The sequence below is a fragment of the Altererythrobacter sp. B11 genome (genome assembly GCF_003569745.1).
Taxonomy (GTDB): Bacteria; Pseudomonadota; Alphaproteobacteria; order Sphingomonadales; family Sphingomonadaceae; genus Croceibacterium_C.
This window is the reverse complement of the sequence record NZ_AP018498.1, coordinates 2907382-2923077: the sequence shown is the minus strand read 5'-3', so window position 1 is coordinate 2923077 and position 15696 is coordinate 2907382. Positions and strand designations below refer to the sequence as shown.

Here is a 15696-nt window from a genome sequence, read left to right as displayed (position 1 = left end):
CAGCGGGAGCGATGGAATGAGCGAGGCGGCAGAATACGATATCGCCAAGGTGCTGAAGGCGCTGCCGCACCGCTACCCCATGCTGCTCGTCGACCGGGTGAAAGCCCTCAAGGTCGATGAGGAGATTCATGCGGTGAAGGCGGTGAGCTTCAACGAAGCCTTCTTCCAGGGCCATTTCCCCGGCCGCCCGATCATGCCCGGCGTGCTCCAGATCGAAGCGCTGGCGCAGGCCGCGGGTATATTGGCGGTGGAAACGCTCGAACTCGCCGGCAGCGGCAAGCTCGTGTATTTCATGGCCATCGAGGAGGCGAAGTTCCGCAGCCCGGTGGAGCCCGGCTGCCTGCTCGACCTGCAGGCGGGCTTCGTGCAGAAGCGCGCGCGGGTCTGCAAGTTCTGGGGCAAGGCAAGCGTGGAGGGCAAGGTCACCTGCGAGGTGAACTTCACCGCCATGATCGCGGACGCCCCCGCCGATTGATCTGCCTGCCGTTCCGCCGGGCAACCGGCGGGGCGGGGCTTGCAAAACGGGCGCGGCGGCCGTAAGGGCGCCGCTTCCCCGATATTGCCCGGCCGGTCGGAACCGGCTTTACGCACGAAGGACCACGCCATGAAGGCCGATACGCATCCCGATTACCACATGATCACCGTCAAGATGACCGACGGCACCGAGTTCCAGACGCGCTCCACTTGGGGCAGCGAAGGTGACACGATGTCGCTGGAAATCGACCCGACGAGCCACCCGGCCTGGACGGGCGGCACGCAGCGTCTGCAGGATGGCGGCCGCGTGGCGCAGTTCAACAAGCGTTTCGGCGGTCTTTCGCTGAAGAAGAAGTAAGCCGCGCCAGCCGCGTGCTTGCCATGGGGGCGGTCCTGCGGGGCCGCCCTTTTGCTATCTGGCGTTCTCTTCGAACCTTAGCCATCCCGCCAGCCGCTGCGGGTTCCCGTCGGAGGCGTGGTTCATCCCGTCGCTCACCGGCAATTCGGGAAAATCGTTGTAGGGGCTGAGACCCTTCACGCAGGCTGCGTTCACGCCATACTGGCCGGGGTCCGAACGGCGCTGGTGGAAGCAATGAATACCGCAGCGCGAACAGAACCAGTGCTTCGCCACGCCGGTGTTGAACTGATAGCAGCGCAGCAAATCCTCCCCGCCCGTCACCTGCAGTGCATTGAGCGGCACGCCGATCATCACCGCGCCCTTCATCGAACAGATCGAGCAGTTGCAGCGCCCGCCGCGCGGATGGTCGGGCATGGCCGCAGTGAAGGTAACCCCGCCGCAATGGCATGCACAGTCGCGTGGCTTGGCGGTTTCCGCCTCGTCCATGTCAGCCCCAGGGCTTCTCGCGGTACCATTTGGTGATGACATATTTGGCTCCCTTCCGCACCTTCATGCCGTGGTGAAGCGTGGCCGGATTGGGGGTGCCATCGGGCCGGCGGTTGTTCCAGCATAGCAGCTTGCCGGCTTCGGGCTGGAAGGTCTTGCCGATCACCTTGAACCGCGTGGCCCCACCGGCCTCCACCTCGTTCAGATAGACCATGAAGGTCCAGGTGCGATTGCCCGCGACCGAGCAATATTTGGCGTAATCGCGCCCATTGGGTTCGAAATAATCGGTGTGCGGTTTGAACTCCTGCCCCACGGCGTAGCGCTGCCCCTGCACCGGCTCTCCGAAGGCGGGGTCGATGCCGTTGAGCGCGAACAGGCGATCCTCCAGCTCGCGCACCGCCGGCTCGCCCGAATCGAGATTGCAGGTTTCGCTGGTGCGGAAGTAATTGTCGCCATTGGGATCGGCGATGGTGGAGGGGCGCCGGTCCTGCTCGATCAGCGCGATCAGATCGGCGCAGAGCGCAGGCGGCAGGAAATGGGGAGAATCGAACAGCTCCAGCCGCGGCGTGGGAATGCGGCGCAGGCCGGGCCGCGCGGTGAGGTGCGGGGCGGAAGTGTCGCCGGGATTCGTCATGACTCGCCTGATAGCCGTCGCCATTGCCGCTGCAAGTCTGCGGTGCCCGCGTAATTTTATTGCGCGTCCGCAAGCGCGGCGCAGTTTTCACTTTGCTTCGGCGCGATGCTGTGCAACAGGCTCGCCCCCGCGCCGATCGACGCTTGACCGGCCGGCGCAGGGCCCTAACAGCCGCTTCTCCAAGCGGCCTAGGCTGATGGCGATTGTAGCTCAGTTGGTTAGAGCGCCGGTTTGTGGTACCGGAGGTCGCGGGTTCAAACCCCGTCAATCGCCCCACCTTTCCACCCAGCGCCGCTTCAGTGACACGCCTTAGGAGCATGGCATGGCGGCTTTCTGGACCGAAGCGGATTGGGACGAGCACGAGCAGGTGGAGGTGGTGCATGATCGCGCCTCCGGCCTCACCGCGATCATCGCCGTGCATTCCACCCATCTCGGCCCCGGCGCGGGCGGCACGCGCTTCTGGCACTATCCCGATCCGGCGCTGGCCATGCGAGACGCCCTGCGGCTGAGCCGCGGGATGAGCTACAAGAATGCCATGGCCGGCCTCCCCATGGGCGGCGGCAAGGCGGTGGTGCTGCTGGACGAGAACCGCACCAAGACGCCGGAGATGCTGGCGGCTTTCGGCCGGGCGGTGAACGATCTTGGCGGCCGTTATGTGACGGCCGAGGATGTGGGCGCCAGCGTGGCCGACATGGTCGCCATTTCCGCAGAGACGCAGCATGTCTGCGGCCTGCCTGTGGAAGAGGGTGCCGTGGGCGGCGATCCCGGCCCTTTCACCGCCATGGGCGTTTTCCTGGGCATCAAGGCGGCGGTGCGCCACAAATTGGGGCAGGACAGCCTCGAAGGCGTGCGCATCGCGCTGCAGGGATGCGGCAGCGTGGGCGGCGGAGTCGCCCGGCTGGCGGCGGCGGAAGGTGCGCGGATGACGGTGGCCGATGTCGATGCCGCGCGGGCAAAGACGCTGGCGGGCCAGATCGGCGGCGAAGCCGTGGCGGCTGAAACCGTGGCGACAGTGGCCTGCGACGTGTTCAGCCCCAATGCGCTGGGCGCCATCCTCAACGACAGCAGCATCCCGCAGCTGGATTGCGCGATCGTGGCGGGCGGCGCCAACAACCAACTGGCGCGGCCCGAACATGGCCGAATGCTGGCGGAGCGCGGCATCCTTTATGCGCCGGACTATGTCATCAATGCCGCCGGCATCATCGACGTGGGCCTTGAATATCTCGGCCGCCGTGAGGGCAAGCCCTATACGATGGACGACCTGCGCGAGCGGATCGGGATGATCCCCGAGCGGCTCTCCGCCATCTGGCGCGAATGCGATGAAACCGGCGAGCGGCCGGATGTCGTGGCCGACCGGATGGCCCAGAGGCTGATCGGCCGCGGCTGACCGGTTGGCGCGTAGCCGGGCAGTTCGTTGACTCCGCCCTTGCCGGGCGGTTCAGCACCTGTCAAAGCGGCGCGTTCTAGCGACACGCCCGAGATTGATGCACGGTTTCGCCAATCCTGCCCGATTCCTGAGGATCGCCCGCTGGCTTACGCCGGCTCTGCTCGTGTCGGGTCTCGTCCTGACAACGGCGGCGCTGGTCTATGGCCTGTTCTTCGCCCCGGCCGAACGGCTGCAGGGGGAGACGGTGCGCATTCTCTATGTCCATATCCCCAGCGCATGGCTCGGCATGGCCGGCTGGTCGGCCATCGCGGTCGGCAGCCTGGTCGAACTGGTCTGGCGCCACCCGCTGGCGGCGCTGGCGGCGCGCGGTGCGGCAGTGCCGGGCGCGGTGTTCACGGGGCTGGGCCTCGCCACCGGATCCATCTGGGCGCGTCCCACCTGGGGCACATGGTGGGTGTGGGACGGGCGGCTCACCTCCTTCCTCGTCCTGCTGTTTCTTTATCTCGGCTATATCGCGCTTGCCGGGGCGGTGAGCCGTGAAGGCGGATCGAGCCGCATCACGGCGATCTTCGGCCTGGTGGGCGCGGTGAATATCCCGATCATCCATTACTCCGTGCTGTGGTGGAACAGCCTGCACCAGCCGCCCAGCATCACCACCGGCGGTTCGGCCATGGCCGCGCCCTTCCTGTGGGGCCTGCTGGTGGCCACGCTCGGCTTCTCGCTGCTGTTCGGCGCCGTGGTGCTGATGCGGATGCGCGCATTGCTGGCCGATACGCAGGCAGAGGCGCGGCTCCGCCGCAAGGCGCTGGGGGCAGCCTGATGCGCGAGGGGCTGGATCAATGGAATTTCGTGCTGGCGGCCTATGCGGTGACGATCCTCGCCACGCTGGTGCTGCTCGGCTGGAGCTGGCTCGCGATGCGCAGGGCGGAGCGGCGGCGGGAAGAGGCGCGCAGGAAATGATCTGCTCTGTCAGGGGGTTTGCATGGCCGGCGCGTTGAAACCGAAGCACCAGCGGCTGGTGCTGCTGATCGTGGCGCTGGTGGCGCTGATCGGCGCCGCGCTGCTGGCCGCCTGGGCGCTGCGCAACCAGGCGAGCTATTTCTACGTGCCCAGCGACATGCGCGCGAATCCGCCCGAAGCGGGCCGCGCCGTGCGGCTGGGCGGCATGGTGCAGCAGGGCTCGCTCCAGACCGCGCCCGATGGGGTGACGATCCATTTCCTGGTGGGCGATGGCAAGGCGCAGGTGCCGGTGGTGTTTTCCGGCATCGTGCCCGACCTGTTCGTGGAAGGTTCGGGCGTGGTGGCCGAAGGATCGCTGCGCCCCGATGGCACCTTCGTGGCGGACAATCTGCTCGCCAAGCATGACGAGAACTACATGCCGCGCGAGCTCGAGGACATGACCAAGGATCAGGCGCGCGCCACTGTGGCGGAAACCACCCAGTGATCGCGGAGATCGGCCTCGCTTCGCTGTGGCTCGCCGCCGCGCTGGCCGCGCTGCAGCTGCTCGCCGGCTTCCTCGCGCAGCGGGACAGCGGGGCGGCGCTGGCCGAACTGGTGCGCCCCGCGGCCGTGCTGCAGGCGCTGCTCTGCGGGCTCGCCTTCCTGTGCCTGCTGCTGGTGTTCGTGCGCACCGATCTTTCGGTCGCGCTGGTCGCGGAGAACTCGCACTCCGAAAAGCCGTTCATCTTCAAGCTCGCGGGCGCCTGGGGCAACCATGAAGGCTCCATGCTGCTGTGGGTCACGGTGATGTCGCTCGCCGGCGGGCTCATCGCGCTGATCGAGCGGCGCCTGCCGGAGCGGACGATGCTGGCGACACTGGCGGCGCAGGCCTTCGTGGGGCTGGGCTTCTATGCCTTCCTGCTGCTGTCCTCCAATCCGTTCGAGCGGCTGAGTCCGCCGGCGCCGGAAGGGCAGGGCCTCAATCCGCTGCTGCAGGACATGGGCCTCGCTTTCCATCCGCCCACGCTTTATCTTGGCTATGTCGGCCTGTCGGTCGCGTTCAGCTTTGCCGTGGGCGCGCTGCTGACGCGGCAGGTGACGCCGGATTTCGCCCGCGTGATGCGCCCCTGGGTGCTGGGCGCGTGGATCTTCCTGACGCTGGGCATCACCGCCGGCAGCTATTGGGCTTATTACGAGCTGGGCTGGGGCGGCTGGTGGTTCTGGGATCCGGTGGAGAATGCCTCGCTGATGCCGTGGCTCGCCGCCACGGCGCTGCTCCATTCGGCGAGCGTGCTGGCCGCGCGCGATGCGCTGCGCGCCTGGACGATCATGCTCGGCGTGGTCGCCTTCTCGATGAGCATGATCGGCACCTTCCTCGTCCGGTCGGGCATCCTCACCAGCGTGCATGCCTTTGCGGTGGACCCGGAGCGGGGCACCTTCATCCTCGCCCTGCTGGCAATCTATATCGGCGGGGCGATGGTGCTGTTCGCCCTGCGCGCCAATACGGTGGCGGAGGGTGAACGCTTCGCCGTGCTGAGCCGCGAAGGGGCGCTGGTGGTGAACAATGTCATGCTCTCCGCGATCCTCGGCATCGTGTTGCTCGGCACGCTCTACCCGCTGCTGGCCGAAGCCTTCGGCGCAAAGGTTTCGGTGGGGCCGCCCTATTTCAACCCGGTGGGCGCCATCTTCTTCCTGCCGATGCTGCTGGTGCTGGCCGTCGGGCCGCTGCTGCGCTGGCGGCGGGACAGCTTCGCGCGCGTTAAATGGCCGGTGATCCTGCTCGCGGCGATTGTCGTGCTGGCGGCGCTGGCGGTGTGGGTCTTTGCCGGCATCGCGATCCTGCCGCTGCTGGGCATGGCCCTGGCGCTGTGCGTGGCCGTGGGCAGCTTCCTGCCGCTGCGGGGCCGTTCGCTGCGCCGCCTGCCGCTGACCGTGTGGGGCATGGTGATCGCCCATTTCGGTGTCGCCGTGGCGCTGTTCGGCATGGCGGCGGATAGCGCCTTCACGGTGGAAAAGCTCGTCGCGGCGCGGGTGGGCGACACGGCGGAGGTCGGCCCCTGGACAGTCACGCTCGCTTCGGTGGCGCCGGTGGCGGGGCCGAACTGGACCGCGCTGGAGGCGCGGCTGGGCGTGCGCTATCAGGGCGGCCGCGAGACCGAACTGGATCCGCAGGCGCGCAGCTTCTGGACGCCGCCGCAGCAGACCAGCGAAAGCGCCTTGCTCACGCGGTGGAACGGACAGCTTTACGCCGTGCTGGGCGGGGAGGCCGAGGGCGATCGCTGGCAGCTGCGGCTGTGGTGGAAGCCGTTCGTCACCTACATCTGGTATGGCGGTCTGCTGATCGCGCTCGGCGGCCTGCTCGCGCTGGTGGGCCGCGTGGCGGGCGATGTGAAGCGCCGTACGGCGCTGCGCAAGGGCGCCGAGCGTCGCGTGGCGATGGAGAATGCGGCATGAGCCGCCTGCGGCTGGTCCTGTGGGCGGTGGTGGCCGGTGTGGTCGCGCTGCTGGGGCTCTTCGCCCTGCAGCTTTCCCGTCCGAAGGATGATTTCGTCCATTCCGCAATGATCGGCAAGCCGATGCCCAGCTTCGCGCTGAAGCCCGCGATTGCGGACCGGCCGGGGCTCGCCAGTACCGATCTGGCAGACGGGCAGACGAAGCTGGTCAACATCTTTGCCAGCTGGTGTATCCCCTGCGCTGCCGAGGCGCCGCAACTGGCGGAGCTGGAGGCGCAGGGCGCCACCATCGTGGGCGTGGCCATCCGTGACCGGCCGGAGGATCTGGCCGCATTCCTCGGCAATTACGGCAACCCCTACAGCCGCATAGGCGCGGATGACATCAGCGCGGTTCAGCTGGCCCTTGGCTCCAGCGGCGTGCCGGAGACCTTCGTGGTCGATGGCAAGGGCGTGATCCGCTACCAGCATATCGGCGACATTCGCGAAGACGACGTGCCGCTGATCCTGCAGAAATTGCGCGAGGCGGGGGCGTGATGCGCCTGCTGCTCGCCGTGCTGGCGCTGCTGTGCGCCGCCCTTCCGGCTGCGGCGCAAGATGCGCTGCCGCCCGCGCCCTATGCCTATCGCCAGCTGGACGATCCGGCGCTGGAAGCGAAGGCGCAGGCGCTGATGGAAACGCTGCGCTGCCTCAAGTGCCAGAGCCAGTCCATCGCCGACAGCGACGCGCCCATGGCGGGCGACATGCGCCACCAGGTCCGCACCCGTATCGCCGCGGGGGAGGATCCGGAGGCGGTGCGCGCCTGGCTGATGGATCGCTATGGCGATTATGTGAGCTACAAGCCGGAGATCAGCGCCACCACCTGGCCGCTGTTCGCCATTCCGGCCCTGCTGCTGGTGGTGGCGGGGCTGGTGATCCGCAGCCGTCTGAAAGGCACGAAATGACCTGGCTTGTCGTCATTGCACTGGCACTCGGCGCCTTCCTGCTGGGCGGCCTCGTCCTCGGCGTGGGCAAGCGGGGCTGGACCACGCTGGCCGCGGCGCTGGCCTTCGGCCTCGCGGGCTATGCCCTGCAGGCGAGCCCGAGCCTTCCCGGCGCGCCCAAGCAGCCGCGCCAGGGGGCGCCGGAAGATGGCTGGGCGCTGGTGGACGCGCGCAAGGAGCTGATCGACGAGGATCGTCGCTCCCGCAGCGACCAGATCATCGTGGCCGATGCCATGGTCCGGCAGGGGCAATACGACACCGCGGCGGCGCTGCTGCGCGGCGCGGTGGAGGCCAATCCCCGTGATGGGGAAGCCTGGCTGGCGCTGGGCAACGCCTTGGTCGAACATGCCGACGGGATGCTCACCGCACCGGCGCTGCTCGCCTATCGCCGCGCTTCGCAGGCGGATCGGGAAGGGCTGGGGCCCGGCTATTTCTTCGGCCTCGCGTTGATTCGCGATGGCCGCATCCTCGAAGGGCGGCAGATGTGGGCGCAGACTCTGGCCCGCGCGCCTGCCGATGCGGCGGGGCGGGCGGTCATGCAAGAACGGCTCGCCCGATTGGATGCCCTGATTGCGCAGGTGAATGCCGCGCAGAGCGCCGGCGGCCAGTGACATGCCGGATCCGGCCAAGTTGATAGTGTCCCGAACCGCTGCTAAGCGCCGCGCTTCGCTGCGCGAGAGCTGCAAGAGGGGCTGCCAAAGCCGATGAGCGCTGCACAAGCTGAACGACCTGTGTCCGCCCGGCTGAAGCTGGCGGTGGGTGCTATCGGTATCGTCTTCGGCGATATCGGCACCAGCCCGATCTACGCCTTCCGCGAAACCTTCGTGGGGCCGCACAAACTGGCCATCGACGATGCCCATATCATGGGCGTGGTCAGCCTGATCTTCTGGTCGATGACGCTGGTCGTCTCGATCCAGTATGTCGCGCTGCTCATGCGCGCGGACAACAACGGGCAGGGCGGCACGCTGGCGCTGGTCGCGTTGATCTCGCGCTTCCTCAAGAAATCCAGCTATGGCTGGATCGCGGTGATGCTGGGCGTGTTCGCCACGGCGCTGTTCTATGGCGACAGCATGATCACGCCGGCGGTGTCGGTGCTGTCGGCCGTGGAAGGCCTGACGGTGGTCGATCGCCGAATGGGCGCCTTCGTCATCCCGATCGCGCTGGTGCTGCTGGTGGCGCTGTTCCTGATCCAGAAGCGCGGTACGACCAAGGTGGGCGCGCTGTTTGCGCCGGTGATGCTGGTCTATTTTGCAGTGCTGGCGGTGCTGGGCGTGATCCATATCGCGCAGGCGCCCGGCATCCTCATCGCGCTCAACCCCTGGTACGCGATCCAGTTCTTCCTGCTGGACAAGTGGCTGGCCTTCCTGGCGCTCGGCTCCGTCGTGCTGGCGGTGACGGGTTCGGAAGCGCTCTATTCGGACATGGGCCATTTCGGCCGCGGCCCCATGCGGCTTTCATGGTTCGGCTTCGTGATGCCGTGCCTGCTGCTGAACTATTTCGGGCAGGGCGCGATGATCATCAGCCTGGGCGATGCCGCCGCGGCCGAGGCGATCCAGAACCCGTTCTTCTTCCTCGCCCCGGAAAGCCTGCGCCTGCCGCTGGTGCTGCTGGCAACGGGCGCCACCTTTATCGCCAGCCAGGCGGTGATTTCGGGCTCCTTCTCGGTCACGCACCAGGCGATCCAGCTGGGCTTCATCCCGCGCCTGTCGATCCTGCATACCAGCGACGAGCATCACGGCCAGATCTATATCCCGCTGATCAACTGGGTGCTGTGCTTCTCGGTGATCCTGCTGGTGCTGTTCTTCCGCAATTCGTCCAATCTCGCCTCCGCCTATGGCATCGCGGTGACGGGGGCGATGCTGATCGACACCTGCCTGCTGGCGGTGATGCTGCTGGCGGTGTGGAAGTGGAAATGGTGGCTGGGCGTGCCCGCCGTGCTGGTGTTCTTCATCGTGGACGGCGCCTATTTTGCGGCGAACTTCACCAAGGTGGCCGATGGCGGCTGGTTCCCGCTGCTGATCGGCGGGATCGCCTTCACCCTGCTGACCACCTGGGCCAAGGGGCGCCGCCTGATGCACGAGCGGATGACCGAAGTCGGCCTGCCGCTGGACATCTTCGCGAAGTCCGCGCGCAACAGCACGGTGACGGTGCCGGGCACAGCGATCTTCATGAACTCCGGCTCCAGCGGAACGCCTTCGGCGCTGCTCCACAACATCAAGCACAACAAGGTGCTGCATGAACGCGTGGTGGTGCTGACGGTGCAGGTCGCCGGCGTTCCCTATGTCGATCCGACACAGCGGATGGAGGCGAAGGAGATTGGCGACGGCTTCTATCGCGTGAAGCTGCATTACGGCTTCATGGAAGAAACCGACGTGCCCAGCGCGCTGAAGGGTGCCACCATGTGCGGCGGGCCGTTCAACATGATGCAGACCAGCTTCTTCCTCTCGCGCCAGACGCTGCTCAGCGCCGAAAAGCCCGGCATGGCCATATGGCGGGAGAAGCTCTTCGCCTGGATGATGCGCAACGCGGCAACGCCGATGGAGTTTTTCCGCCTGCCCACCAACCGCGTGGTGGAACTGGGGAGCCAGGTCGAGATCTGAGGCCGCTCAGCCGGGCTGCGAGCCCAGGGCAAGGGGGAGGCGGCCTTCGCTCCCGCCGCAGCGCCGGGCGATCAGTCGATTGGCGGGTTCTCCACCACCTCTTCCTCGCTGCCGGCGCTGAGCCCGTGGCGTAGCAGCATCGGCAACTGGCTGAAGGTGAAGAGGAAGCTCAGCGGCATGAACACCCACACCTTGGCGGTGAGCCAGTCCCCGAAGCTGAGGAAATGGCGCAGGCCTTCGTTCAGCGCGGCGAGGAACAGGAAGAACACGCCCCAATTGCGCGAGAGCTTGAGCCAGCCCTGCTCGTTCAACCCTTCGAAGGCGGCTTCCAGCAGCCATTGCAGCAGGGCCTTGCCCCGTATCCAGCCCAGCAGCAGCACGATGCCGAAGAACAGGTACAGCACGGTGGGCTTGACCTGCACGTAGAAGGGATCGCGCAGCAGGATCGTCAGCCCGCCGAAGCCGACGATGAGAATGGTGGAAAGCAGCAGCATGCGCGAAATCGTGCCGAGCAGCCAGCGCGATAGGGCCAGCGCCACCAGCGCCGCGACGATGAAGGCGCCGGTGCTGTGGACCACCGCCAGCACAACGCCGACGCTGTCCGTCTTGTCCTCCGGCGCCTTCACGTAATAGACCGCGAGGAAGGCGATCAGCGGCCCGTAGTCGATGCCGACATTGAGCCAGCCGGAGCGCTTCTTGTTCTCTGCCATGGGTTGTTGGTTCCTTGGGGCCGTCACGCCACGCCGGCGATAACGCGGGCGACGAGATCGGGATCGAAGGGGCGAAGATCGTCGATCTTCTCCCCCACGCCGATCGCATGGATGGGCAGGCCATATTGTTCTGCTGCGGCCACCAGCACGCCGCCGCGCGCCGTTCCATCGAGCTTGGTCATGATGAGGCCGGTGACACCGGCGACTTCGCGAAACACGTCGATCTGGTTCAGCGCGTTCTGCCCATTGGTCGCATCCAGCACCAGCACCACGTCATGCGGCGCTTCAGGGTTGAGGCGGCCTAGCACGCGGCGGATCTTCGCCAGCTCGTCCATCAGCTCGCGCTTGTTCTGCAGGCGGCCGGCGGTGTCCACCACCAGCGCATCGATACCGGTCGCGGTGGCCTGTTTCACCGCATCGAAGACGATGCTGGCCGGATCGCCGCCTTCCGGCCCCTTCACGATGTCCACCCCGATGCGGTCGGCCCAAACGGCCAGCTGGCCGATCGCCGCCGCGCGGAAGGTGTCGCCGGCCGCCAGCAGCACGCCGTAATCGTCTTCCTGGAACAGATGCGCAAGCTTGGCGATCGTGGTCGTCTTGCCGCTGCCGTTGACGCCGATTACAAGGATCACCTGCGGGCGCGGGAAGGCGGTGATCTCCAGCGGCTTCGCCACCGGGCGCAGGATGGCGGCGATTTCCTCCGCCACGGCTTCCTTCAGCTCGCGCTCCGTGATGGACAGGCCGAAGCGCTTTTCCGCCAGCCGCGCGCGGATCCGGGCCGCGGCGCTGGGGCCGAGGTCGGAGAGGATCAGCGCGTCCTCCACCTCGTCCAGCGTTGCATCGTCCAGCGTCGCCGTGCTCACGGCGCCGGCTAGGTTTTCCGAAAGCCGTTCGGAGGTCTTGCGGAAACCGCCGAAGAGGCGGTCGGTCCAGCTTGTGCCGCTCATCGCAGAAGGCCTTGTTCGAGCGTTTGGGGGACGACGGTGACGATGGTGCCGGGACGCGTGCCTTCGGGCAGGCTCACGCGGGCGAATTGCGGGGAATAGCCGGTCCCGTCCTTCTCCGCGAGCACGGACAGTGGCTGACCGATGAGGGAGCGCAGCCAGTCCTCCCGCACCGCAGCCACATCCTCGCGCAATTCGGCGGCGCGGCGGCGGATAACCGGCTTTTCGACCTGCGGCATGCGCGCGGCCGGGGTGCCGGGGCGCGGCGAATAGGGGAAGATATGGCCGTGGACGATGCGCAGCTCGCGCAGGATGGAACGATTGGCCGCGTGCATCGCCTCGTCCTCGGTCGGGAAGCCGGCGATGAGATCGGCGCCGACGGCAAGATCGGGCCGCGCCTCGCGCAGGCGGCCGACGATGTCTTCGGCGTCGCGCCGCAGGTGCCGCCGCTTCATGCGCTTGAGGATGAGATCATGCCCATGCTGCAGCGAGAGATGCAGATGCGGCATCACCCGCGGCTCATGCGCGATCAGCTCGAACAGCAGCGGGTCGATCTCCACGCCGTCGAGCGAAGACATGCGCAGGCGGGCGAGGCTGGGGAATGCGTCCAGCACCGCGCGGACGAGTTGGCCAAGCGACGGCGAGCCCGGGAGATCATGCCCCCAGCTGGTCACGTCCACTCCGGTCAGCACCACTTCCGGCGCGGCATTGGCAAGGTGGCGCTCTACCTCGCGCAGCACCTCCGCCACGCTGAGCGAGCGGCTGGGTCCGCGCCCCTGGGGGATCACGCAGAAGGTGCAGGCATGATCGCAGCCGTTCTGCACCGCCACGAAGGCGCGCGTGTGCAGCCCCGGTACGGGCGCGGCGCGGGGCGGCACGTTCCAGGCGCGCGGGTCGAGCTTCTCGGCGTTGGCGATCAGCCCGTCCACTTCGGGCATGGCGGAAAGCTGCTGCCGCTCCACCTCGGCCGCGCAGCCGGTTACCAGCAGGCGGGCGGAGGGGCGCGAACGGCGCGCGCGGCGGATCGCCTGGCGCGTCTGCCGCACCGCTTCCGAGGTGACGGCACAGCTGTTCACCACCACCACATCGCGCTCTTCGGCCAGCAGCGCACGGATGCGCTCGCTCTCGGCGATATTCAGGCGGCAACCCAGCGAGACGACTTCGACGGAAGGCGCTGCGCTCAAGCGAAGGCCCCCCAGTCGAAGCTGCCGCGGAAGCTCTCCGTCGCGGGGCCGGTCATGGTGATGTGATTGTCTTCGCCCCAGTCGATCTGCAGCGAGCCGCCGGGCAGGTGCACCGTCACCGTGCGGTCCACCAGCCCGCGCCGCATGGCCGCCACCGCCGTGGCGCAGGCGCCGGTGCCGCAGGCGCGGGTGAGGCCGGCGCCGCGTTCCCACACATGCAGGCGGATTTCGCTGCGGCTGTCCACCGTGGCGACATTGACGTTGATCCGTTCGGGGAACAGCGCATCGCGCTCGATCACCGGGCCGAGCACGTCCAGCTCCACCTTGTCGGCATCGCGCACGAAGAACACGGCATGCGGATTGCCGACGTTGACCGCCACGGGCCGTTCCAGCTCGTCCCACCCGACTGGCAGGGCCATGGTGTCCATGGGGTAGGCCAGCGGCACATCGTCCCAGCCGAAGCGCGGTTCGCCCATGTCCACGGCGGCGCCCCCTTCGCTGGGGCATACTTCGATCAGGCCGCCGGCGGTTTCAATCACTGCCGGAGAGCCGTGGAGGAGGGCGACCGCGCGCGAGGCATTGCCGCAGGCGCCCACTTCGCTGCCATCGGCATTGTAGATGCGCATCCTGAGATCGGCCGTGGCCGAGCGTTCGAGCAGGATCAGCTGATCGCAGCCGATGCCCGTATGCCGGTCGGCCACTGCGCGGGCGAAGGCTGGCGTGATGGCGGGAAGCGCCGCTTCGCGTGCGTCGAGCACGACGAAATCATTGCCGAGGCCATGCATCTTGGTGAAGGAGGCGCGCATCCGTGCCACCTAGTGGCCGCGTGGCCCAAGGGCAATGGGCAGGAGCGCCCCGGCGCCCGGTCAGAGAGCCTTGCGCTCGGCGGGCCCGGCTCCCAACGCTTCGGCGGCAACCTCGCCCGCTCCGGCAAGAGCGTCGCCCACGAGGCGGTGCAGAGCCGCAAGGCGGGCGCGGGTGGTCTCGCCATCTTCCGGCTTGCCGTAGAGATAGCCCTGGCCCTTGAGGTCGCCCATCTTGCGCAGCGCCTCCAGCACGGCGGGCGTTTCCACCCCTTCAGCGGTCACCGGCAGCGAAAGGCCGCGCCCGATCGAGACGATGGATTCCACCAGCGAATTGTTGCTGCCGTCCTTGGCCAGTTCCGTCACGAAGCTGCGATCGATCTTGAGCCGGTCGAACGGCAGCGAGCGCAGCTGCGAAATGCTGGCATAGCCAGTGCCGAAATCGTCGAGGCTCAGGCGGATACCCTGGTTCTTGAGGCTGCCGACGATCGCCTGCACGGCGGCCAGGTCTTCATGCAGGCAGTTCTCGGTAATCTCGATCTCCAGCCGCGCGGGCGGGAAGCCGGTATCCGCCAGCAGCCGCAGGATGCGCTGGGCGAACCACGGGTCGCGCAACTGCAGCGGGGAGATGTTGACCGAGAGGGACAGGCTGGGATCCCACTCCTTCGCGTCGAGGAGGGCCTGCCGGATGACCGATTCCGAAAGGTCGGCGATCAGGTCCATCTCCTCGGCGATGGGGATGAAGGTTTCCGGCCCCACGAGGCCGAACTGCGGCGAATTCCACCGCGCGAGCATTTCGAAGCCGACCAGCTCCCCGGTCGCGAGATCGACCTGCTGCTCGTAAAAGGGCACGAACTCCCCGCGGGCGAGCCCGCGGCGGATGCCGGTTTCCAGCTCGTTGCGGAGCCGCCGCTCCTCTTCCATGCGCTCGTCAAACCACACATAGCGGTTCCGGCCGCGCTTCTTGGCGGCATACATGGCGACGTCGGCAGGGTGAATCAGGTCCTCGCCGACGTTCTCTTCCCCCTCACGACAGACGGCGCGGGCGATCCCCACCGATACGGTGGCTTCGACGCAGACGTCTTCATGATGGATCGGCTGCGAGACCGCTTCGATGAGGCGCGTGGCGAAGCGGTCCACCGCGGCCAGATCTGCCGGATCGAAGGGCAGGGCGAGGACGAACTCGTCTCCCCCGATGCGCGCGATTACCCCGTCGGAGGGCAAGCGACGCCGCACGCGACGGGCGACTTCCATCAGCACCTGATCGCCCACCTTGTGGCCGTTCAGATCGTTGATGTGCTTGAAATTGTCGAGATCGAGCATCAACACCGCCACGGCGCCGCCGAGGCTCGCCTCGCTCGCGCAGAGACGCGCGATGGCGGGCGGGCCGCTGCGCCGGTTGTGGCAGCCGGTCAGCGGGTCGATCTCTGCCAGTTGCCGGGCACGCTGCTCAGCCGTGCGGCGCTGCGCGACTTCCCGGCGCAGTTCCTCGTAGCGGCGCCAGCCGAAGATCAGCAGCGCGATGTTGAGCAGGACGGCGTTGGTCAGCAGCACGTCGGGCGGGTCACCCTGGCCCAGCCACGAACGGATGATTTGCGGCATCAGCCGGCCGCCCGTTCCGACGAACAGGATCAGTGCTGAAATCGCGATTCCCAGCGCCACCAGATCGCGTTCGGCCTGGCCGAAGCGGTTGCCCTGGTGCTCCTCGATCGCGGCAGCTTGTGTAGACAAGGCGCAAGCTCCC

At 67.4% G+C, this 15696-nt stretch carries 18 protein-coding genes and 1 tRNA gene; 12 read left to right on the top strand and 7 right to left on the bottom strand.

Annotated features, from left to right (window positions below; genetic code table 11):
* Positions 1–16: 16 nt before the first annotated feature.
* Together fabZ and rpmE are read left to right on the top strand one after the other, a co-directional pair.
* Entirely contained in the window at positions 17–475 is a 459-nt protein-coding gene (fabZ, locus tag AEB_RS13860) for a 3-hydroxyacyl-ACP dehydratase FabZ (protein ID WP_119083673.1), read from the top strand.
* A 129-nt stretch (positions 476–604) separates the two neighbouring features.
* Positions 605–832 carry a 50S ribosomal protein L31 gene (gene rpmE / locus AEB_RS13855; protein WP_119083672.1) on the top strand — a complete coding sequence of 76 codons (228 nt, stop codon included), beginning with the start codon at positions 605–607 and terminating at the stop codon, positions 830–832.
* Positions 833–886: 54 nt separating this feature from the next.
* Here rpmE and AEB_RS13850 read toward each other — a convergent pair whose 3' ends face one another.
* On the bottom strand, positions 887–1318 hold the full coding sequence (locus tag AEB_RS13850; RefSeq protein WP_119083671.1) for a GFA family protein: 432 nt from the start codon (positions 1316–1318) through the stop codon (positions 887–889).
* A 1-nt stretch (position 1319) separates the two neighbouring features.
* Complete coding sequence (locus AEB_RS13845) at positions 1320–1952, bottom strand: prolyl hydroxylase family protein (protein WP_119083670.1); 633 nt, start codon at positions 1950–1952, stop codon at positions 1320–1322.
* A 199-nt stretch (positions 1953–2151) separates the two neighbouring features.
* Here AEB_RS13845 and AEB_RS13840 point away from each other — a divergent pair.
* The 10 genes from AEB_RS13840 to AEB_RS13795 all read left to right on the top strand — a co-directional run bounded on the left by AEB_RS13840 (position 2152) and on the right by AEB_RS13795 (position 10311).
* Positions 2152–2228 (top strand) — tRNA-His (locus AEB_RS13840).
* Positions 2229–2274: 46 nt separating this feature from the next.
* Positions 2275–3339 carry a Glu/Leu/Phe/Val family dehydrogenase gene (locus tag AEB_RS13835; RefSeq protein ID WP_119083669.1) on the top strand — a complete coding sequence of 355 codons (1065 nt, stop codon included), beginning with the start codon at positions 2275–2277 and terminating at the stop codon, positions 3337–3339.
* Between the two features lie 97 nt (positions 3340–3436).
* Positions 3437–4159, top strand: coding sequence for a heme ABC transporter permease CcmC (gene ccmC / locus AEB_RS13830; protein WP_119083668.1), 723 nt, complete (start codon positions 3437–3439; stop codon positions 4157–4159).
* Positions 4159–4299: a heme exporter protein CcmD gene (gene ccmD, locus AEB_RS13825; RefSeq protein ID WP_119083667.1), complete on the top strand. Its 141-nt coding sequence runs from the start codon at positions 4159–4161 to the stop codon at positions 4297–4299. The genes ccmC and ccmD overlap by 1 nt, the downstream gene beginning before the upstream one ends.
* Before the next feature lie 22 nt (positions 4300–4321).
* A complete protein-coding gene (ccmE, locus tag AEB_RS13820; protein ID WP_119083666.1) occupies positions 4322–4783 on the top strand; it encodes a cytochrome c maturation protein CcmE in 462 nt (153 codons plus the stop codon).
* A complete protein-coding gene (locus tag AEB_RS13815) occupies positions 4780–6732 on the top strand; it encodes a heme lyase CcmF/NrfE family subunit (protein WP_119083665.1) in 1953 nt (650 codons plus the stop codon). Before ccmE ends, AEB_RS13815 begins: the two co-directional genes overlap by 4 nt.
* On the top strand, positions 6729–7265 hold the full coding sequence (locus AEB_RS13810) for a DsbE family thiol:disulfide interchange protein (RefSeq protein ID WP_119083664.1): 537 nt from the start codon (positions 6729–6731) through the stop codon (positions 7263–7265). The genes AEB_RS13815 and AEB_RS13810 overlap by 4 nt, the downstream gene beginning before the upstream one ends.
* Positions 7265–7672, top strand: coding sequence for a cytochrome c-type biogenesis protein (locus tag AEB_RS13805; RefSeq protein WP_119083663.1), 408 nt, complete (start codon positions 7265–7267; stop codon positions 7670–7672). The genes AEB_RS13810 and AEB_RS13805 overlap by 1 nt, the downstream gene beginning before the upstream one ends.
* The gene (locus AEB_RS13800; RefSeq protein ID WP_119083662.1) at positions 7669–8322 is read left to right on the top strand and encodes a tetratricopeptide repeat protein; all 654 of its coding nucleotides are present in this window, start codon (positions 7669–7671) and stop codon (positions 8320–8322) included. Before AEB_RS13805 ends, AEB_RS13800 begins: the two co-directional genes overlap by 4 nt.
* A 93-nt stretch (positions 8323–8415) precedes the next feature.
* Positions 8416–10311: a potassium transporter Kup gene (locus AEB_RS13795; RefSeq protein ID WP_119083661.1), complete on the top strand. Its 1896-nt coding sequence runs from the start codon at positions 8416–8418 to the stop codon at positions 10309–10311.
* Between the two features lie 71 nt (positions 10312–10382).
* Here the strand turns inward: AEB_RS13795 and AEB_RS13790 are convergent, their stop codons facing one another.
* The 5 genes from AEB_RS13790 to AEB_RS13770 are packed head-to-tail and all read right to left on the bottom strand — an operon-like array spanning position 10383 to position 15683.
* Positions 10383–11021 carry an inner membrane-spanning protein YciB gene (locus AEB_RS13790; protein ID WP_119083660.1) on the bottom strand — a complete coding sequence of 213 codons (639 nt, stop codon included), beginning with the start codon at positions 11019–11021 and terminating at the stop codon, positions 10383–10385.
* Positions 11022–11044: 23 nt separating this feature from the next.
* A complete protein-coding gene (gene ftsY, locus AEB_RS13785; RefSeq protein WP_119083659.1) occupies positions 11045–11968 on the bottom strand; it encodes a signal recognition particle-docking protein FtsY in 924 nt (307 codons plus the stop codon).
* Positions 11965–13149, bottom strand: a complete 1185-nt coding sequence (locus tag AEB_RS13780; protein WP_119083658.1) for a MiaB/RimO family radical SAM methylthiotransferase — start codon at positions 13147–13149, stop codon at positions 11965–11967. Before AEB_RS13780 ends, ftsY begins: the two co-directional genes overlap by 4 nt.
* Positions 13146–13955 (bottom strand): diaminopimelate epimerase, encoded by an 810-nt coding sequence (gene dapF / locus AEB_RS13775; protein WP_119083657.1) that lies wholly within the window; start codon positions 13953–13955, stop codon positions 13146–13148. Before dapF ends, AEB_RS13780 begins: the two co-directional genes overlap by 4 nt.
* 60 nt (positions 13956–14015) lie before the next feature.
* Positions 14016–15683 (bottom strand): putative bifunctional diguanylate cyclase/phosphodiesterase, encoded by a 1668-nt coding sequence (locus AEB_RS13770; protein WP_119083656.1) that lies wholly within the window; start codon positions 15681–15683, stop codon positions 14016–14018.
* Between the last annotated feature and the right edge of the window lie 13 nt (positions 15684–15696).

Bases quoted from the DNA above. Each gene is read 5' to 3' on its own strand.
- fabZ (WP_119083673.1), top strand. From the start codon at position 17: ATGAGCGAGGCGGCAGAATACGATATCGCCAAGGTGCTGAAGGCGCTG.
- rpmE (WP_119083672.1), top strand. From the start codon at position 605: ATGAAGGCCGATACGCATCCCGATTACCACATGATCACCGTCAAGATG.
- AEB_RS13850 (WP_119083671.1), bottom strand. From the start codon at position 1,318: ATGGACGAGGCGGAAACCGCCAAGCCACGCGACTGTGCATGCCATTGC.
- AEB_RS13845 (WP_119083670.1), bottom strand. From the start codon at position 1,952: ATGACGAATCCCGGCGACACTTCCGCCCCGCACCTCACCGCGCGGCCC.
- AEB_RS13835 (WP_119083669.1), top strand. From the start codon at position 2,275: ATGGCGGCTTTCTGGACCGAAGCGGATTGGGACGAGCACGAGCAGGTG.
- ccmC (WP_119083668.1), top strand. From the start codon at position 3,437: ATGCACGGTTTCGCCAATCCTGCCCGATTCCTGAGGATCGCCCGCTGG.
- ccmD (WP_119083667.1), top strand. From the start codon at position 4,159: ATGCGCGAGGGGCTGGATCAATGGAATTTCGTGCTGGCGGCCTATGCG.
- ccmE (WP_119083666.1), top strand. From the start codon at position 4,322: ATGGCCGGCGCGTTGAAACCGAAGCACCAGCGGCTGGTGCTGCTGATC.
- AEB_RS13810 (WP_119083664.1), top strand. From the start codon at position 6,729: ATGAGCCGCCTGCGGCTGGTCCTGTGGGCGGTGGTGGCCGGTGTGGTC.
- AEB_RS13805 (WP_119083663.1), top strand. From the start codon at position 7,265: ATGCGCCTGCTGCTCGCCGTGCTGGCGCTGCTGTGCGCCGCCCTTCCG.
- AEB_RS13800 (WP_119083662.1), top strand. From the start codon at position 7,669: ATGACCTGGCTTGTCGTCATTGCACTGGCACTCGGCGCCTTCCTGCTG.
- AEB_RS13795 (WP_119083661.1), top strand. From the start codon at position 8,416: ATGAGCGCTGCACAAGCTGAACGACCTGTGTCCGCCCGGCTGAAGCTG.
- AEB_RS13790 (WP_119083660.1), bottom strand. From the start codon at position 11,021: ATGGCAGAGAACAAGAAGCGCTCCGGCTGGCTCAATGTCGGCATCGAC.
- ftsY (WP_119083659.1), bottom strand. From the start codon at position 11,968: ATGAGCGGCACAAGCTGGACCGACCGCCTCTTCGGCGGTTTCCGCAAG.
- dapF (WP_119083657.1), bottom strand. From the start codon at position 13,955: ATGCGCGCCTCCTTCACCAAGATGCATGGCCTCGGCAATGATTTCGTC.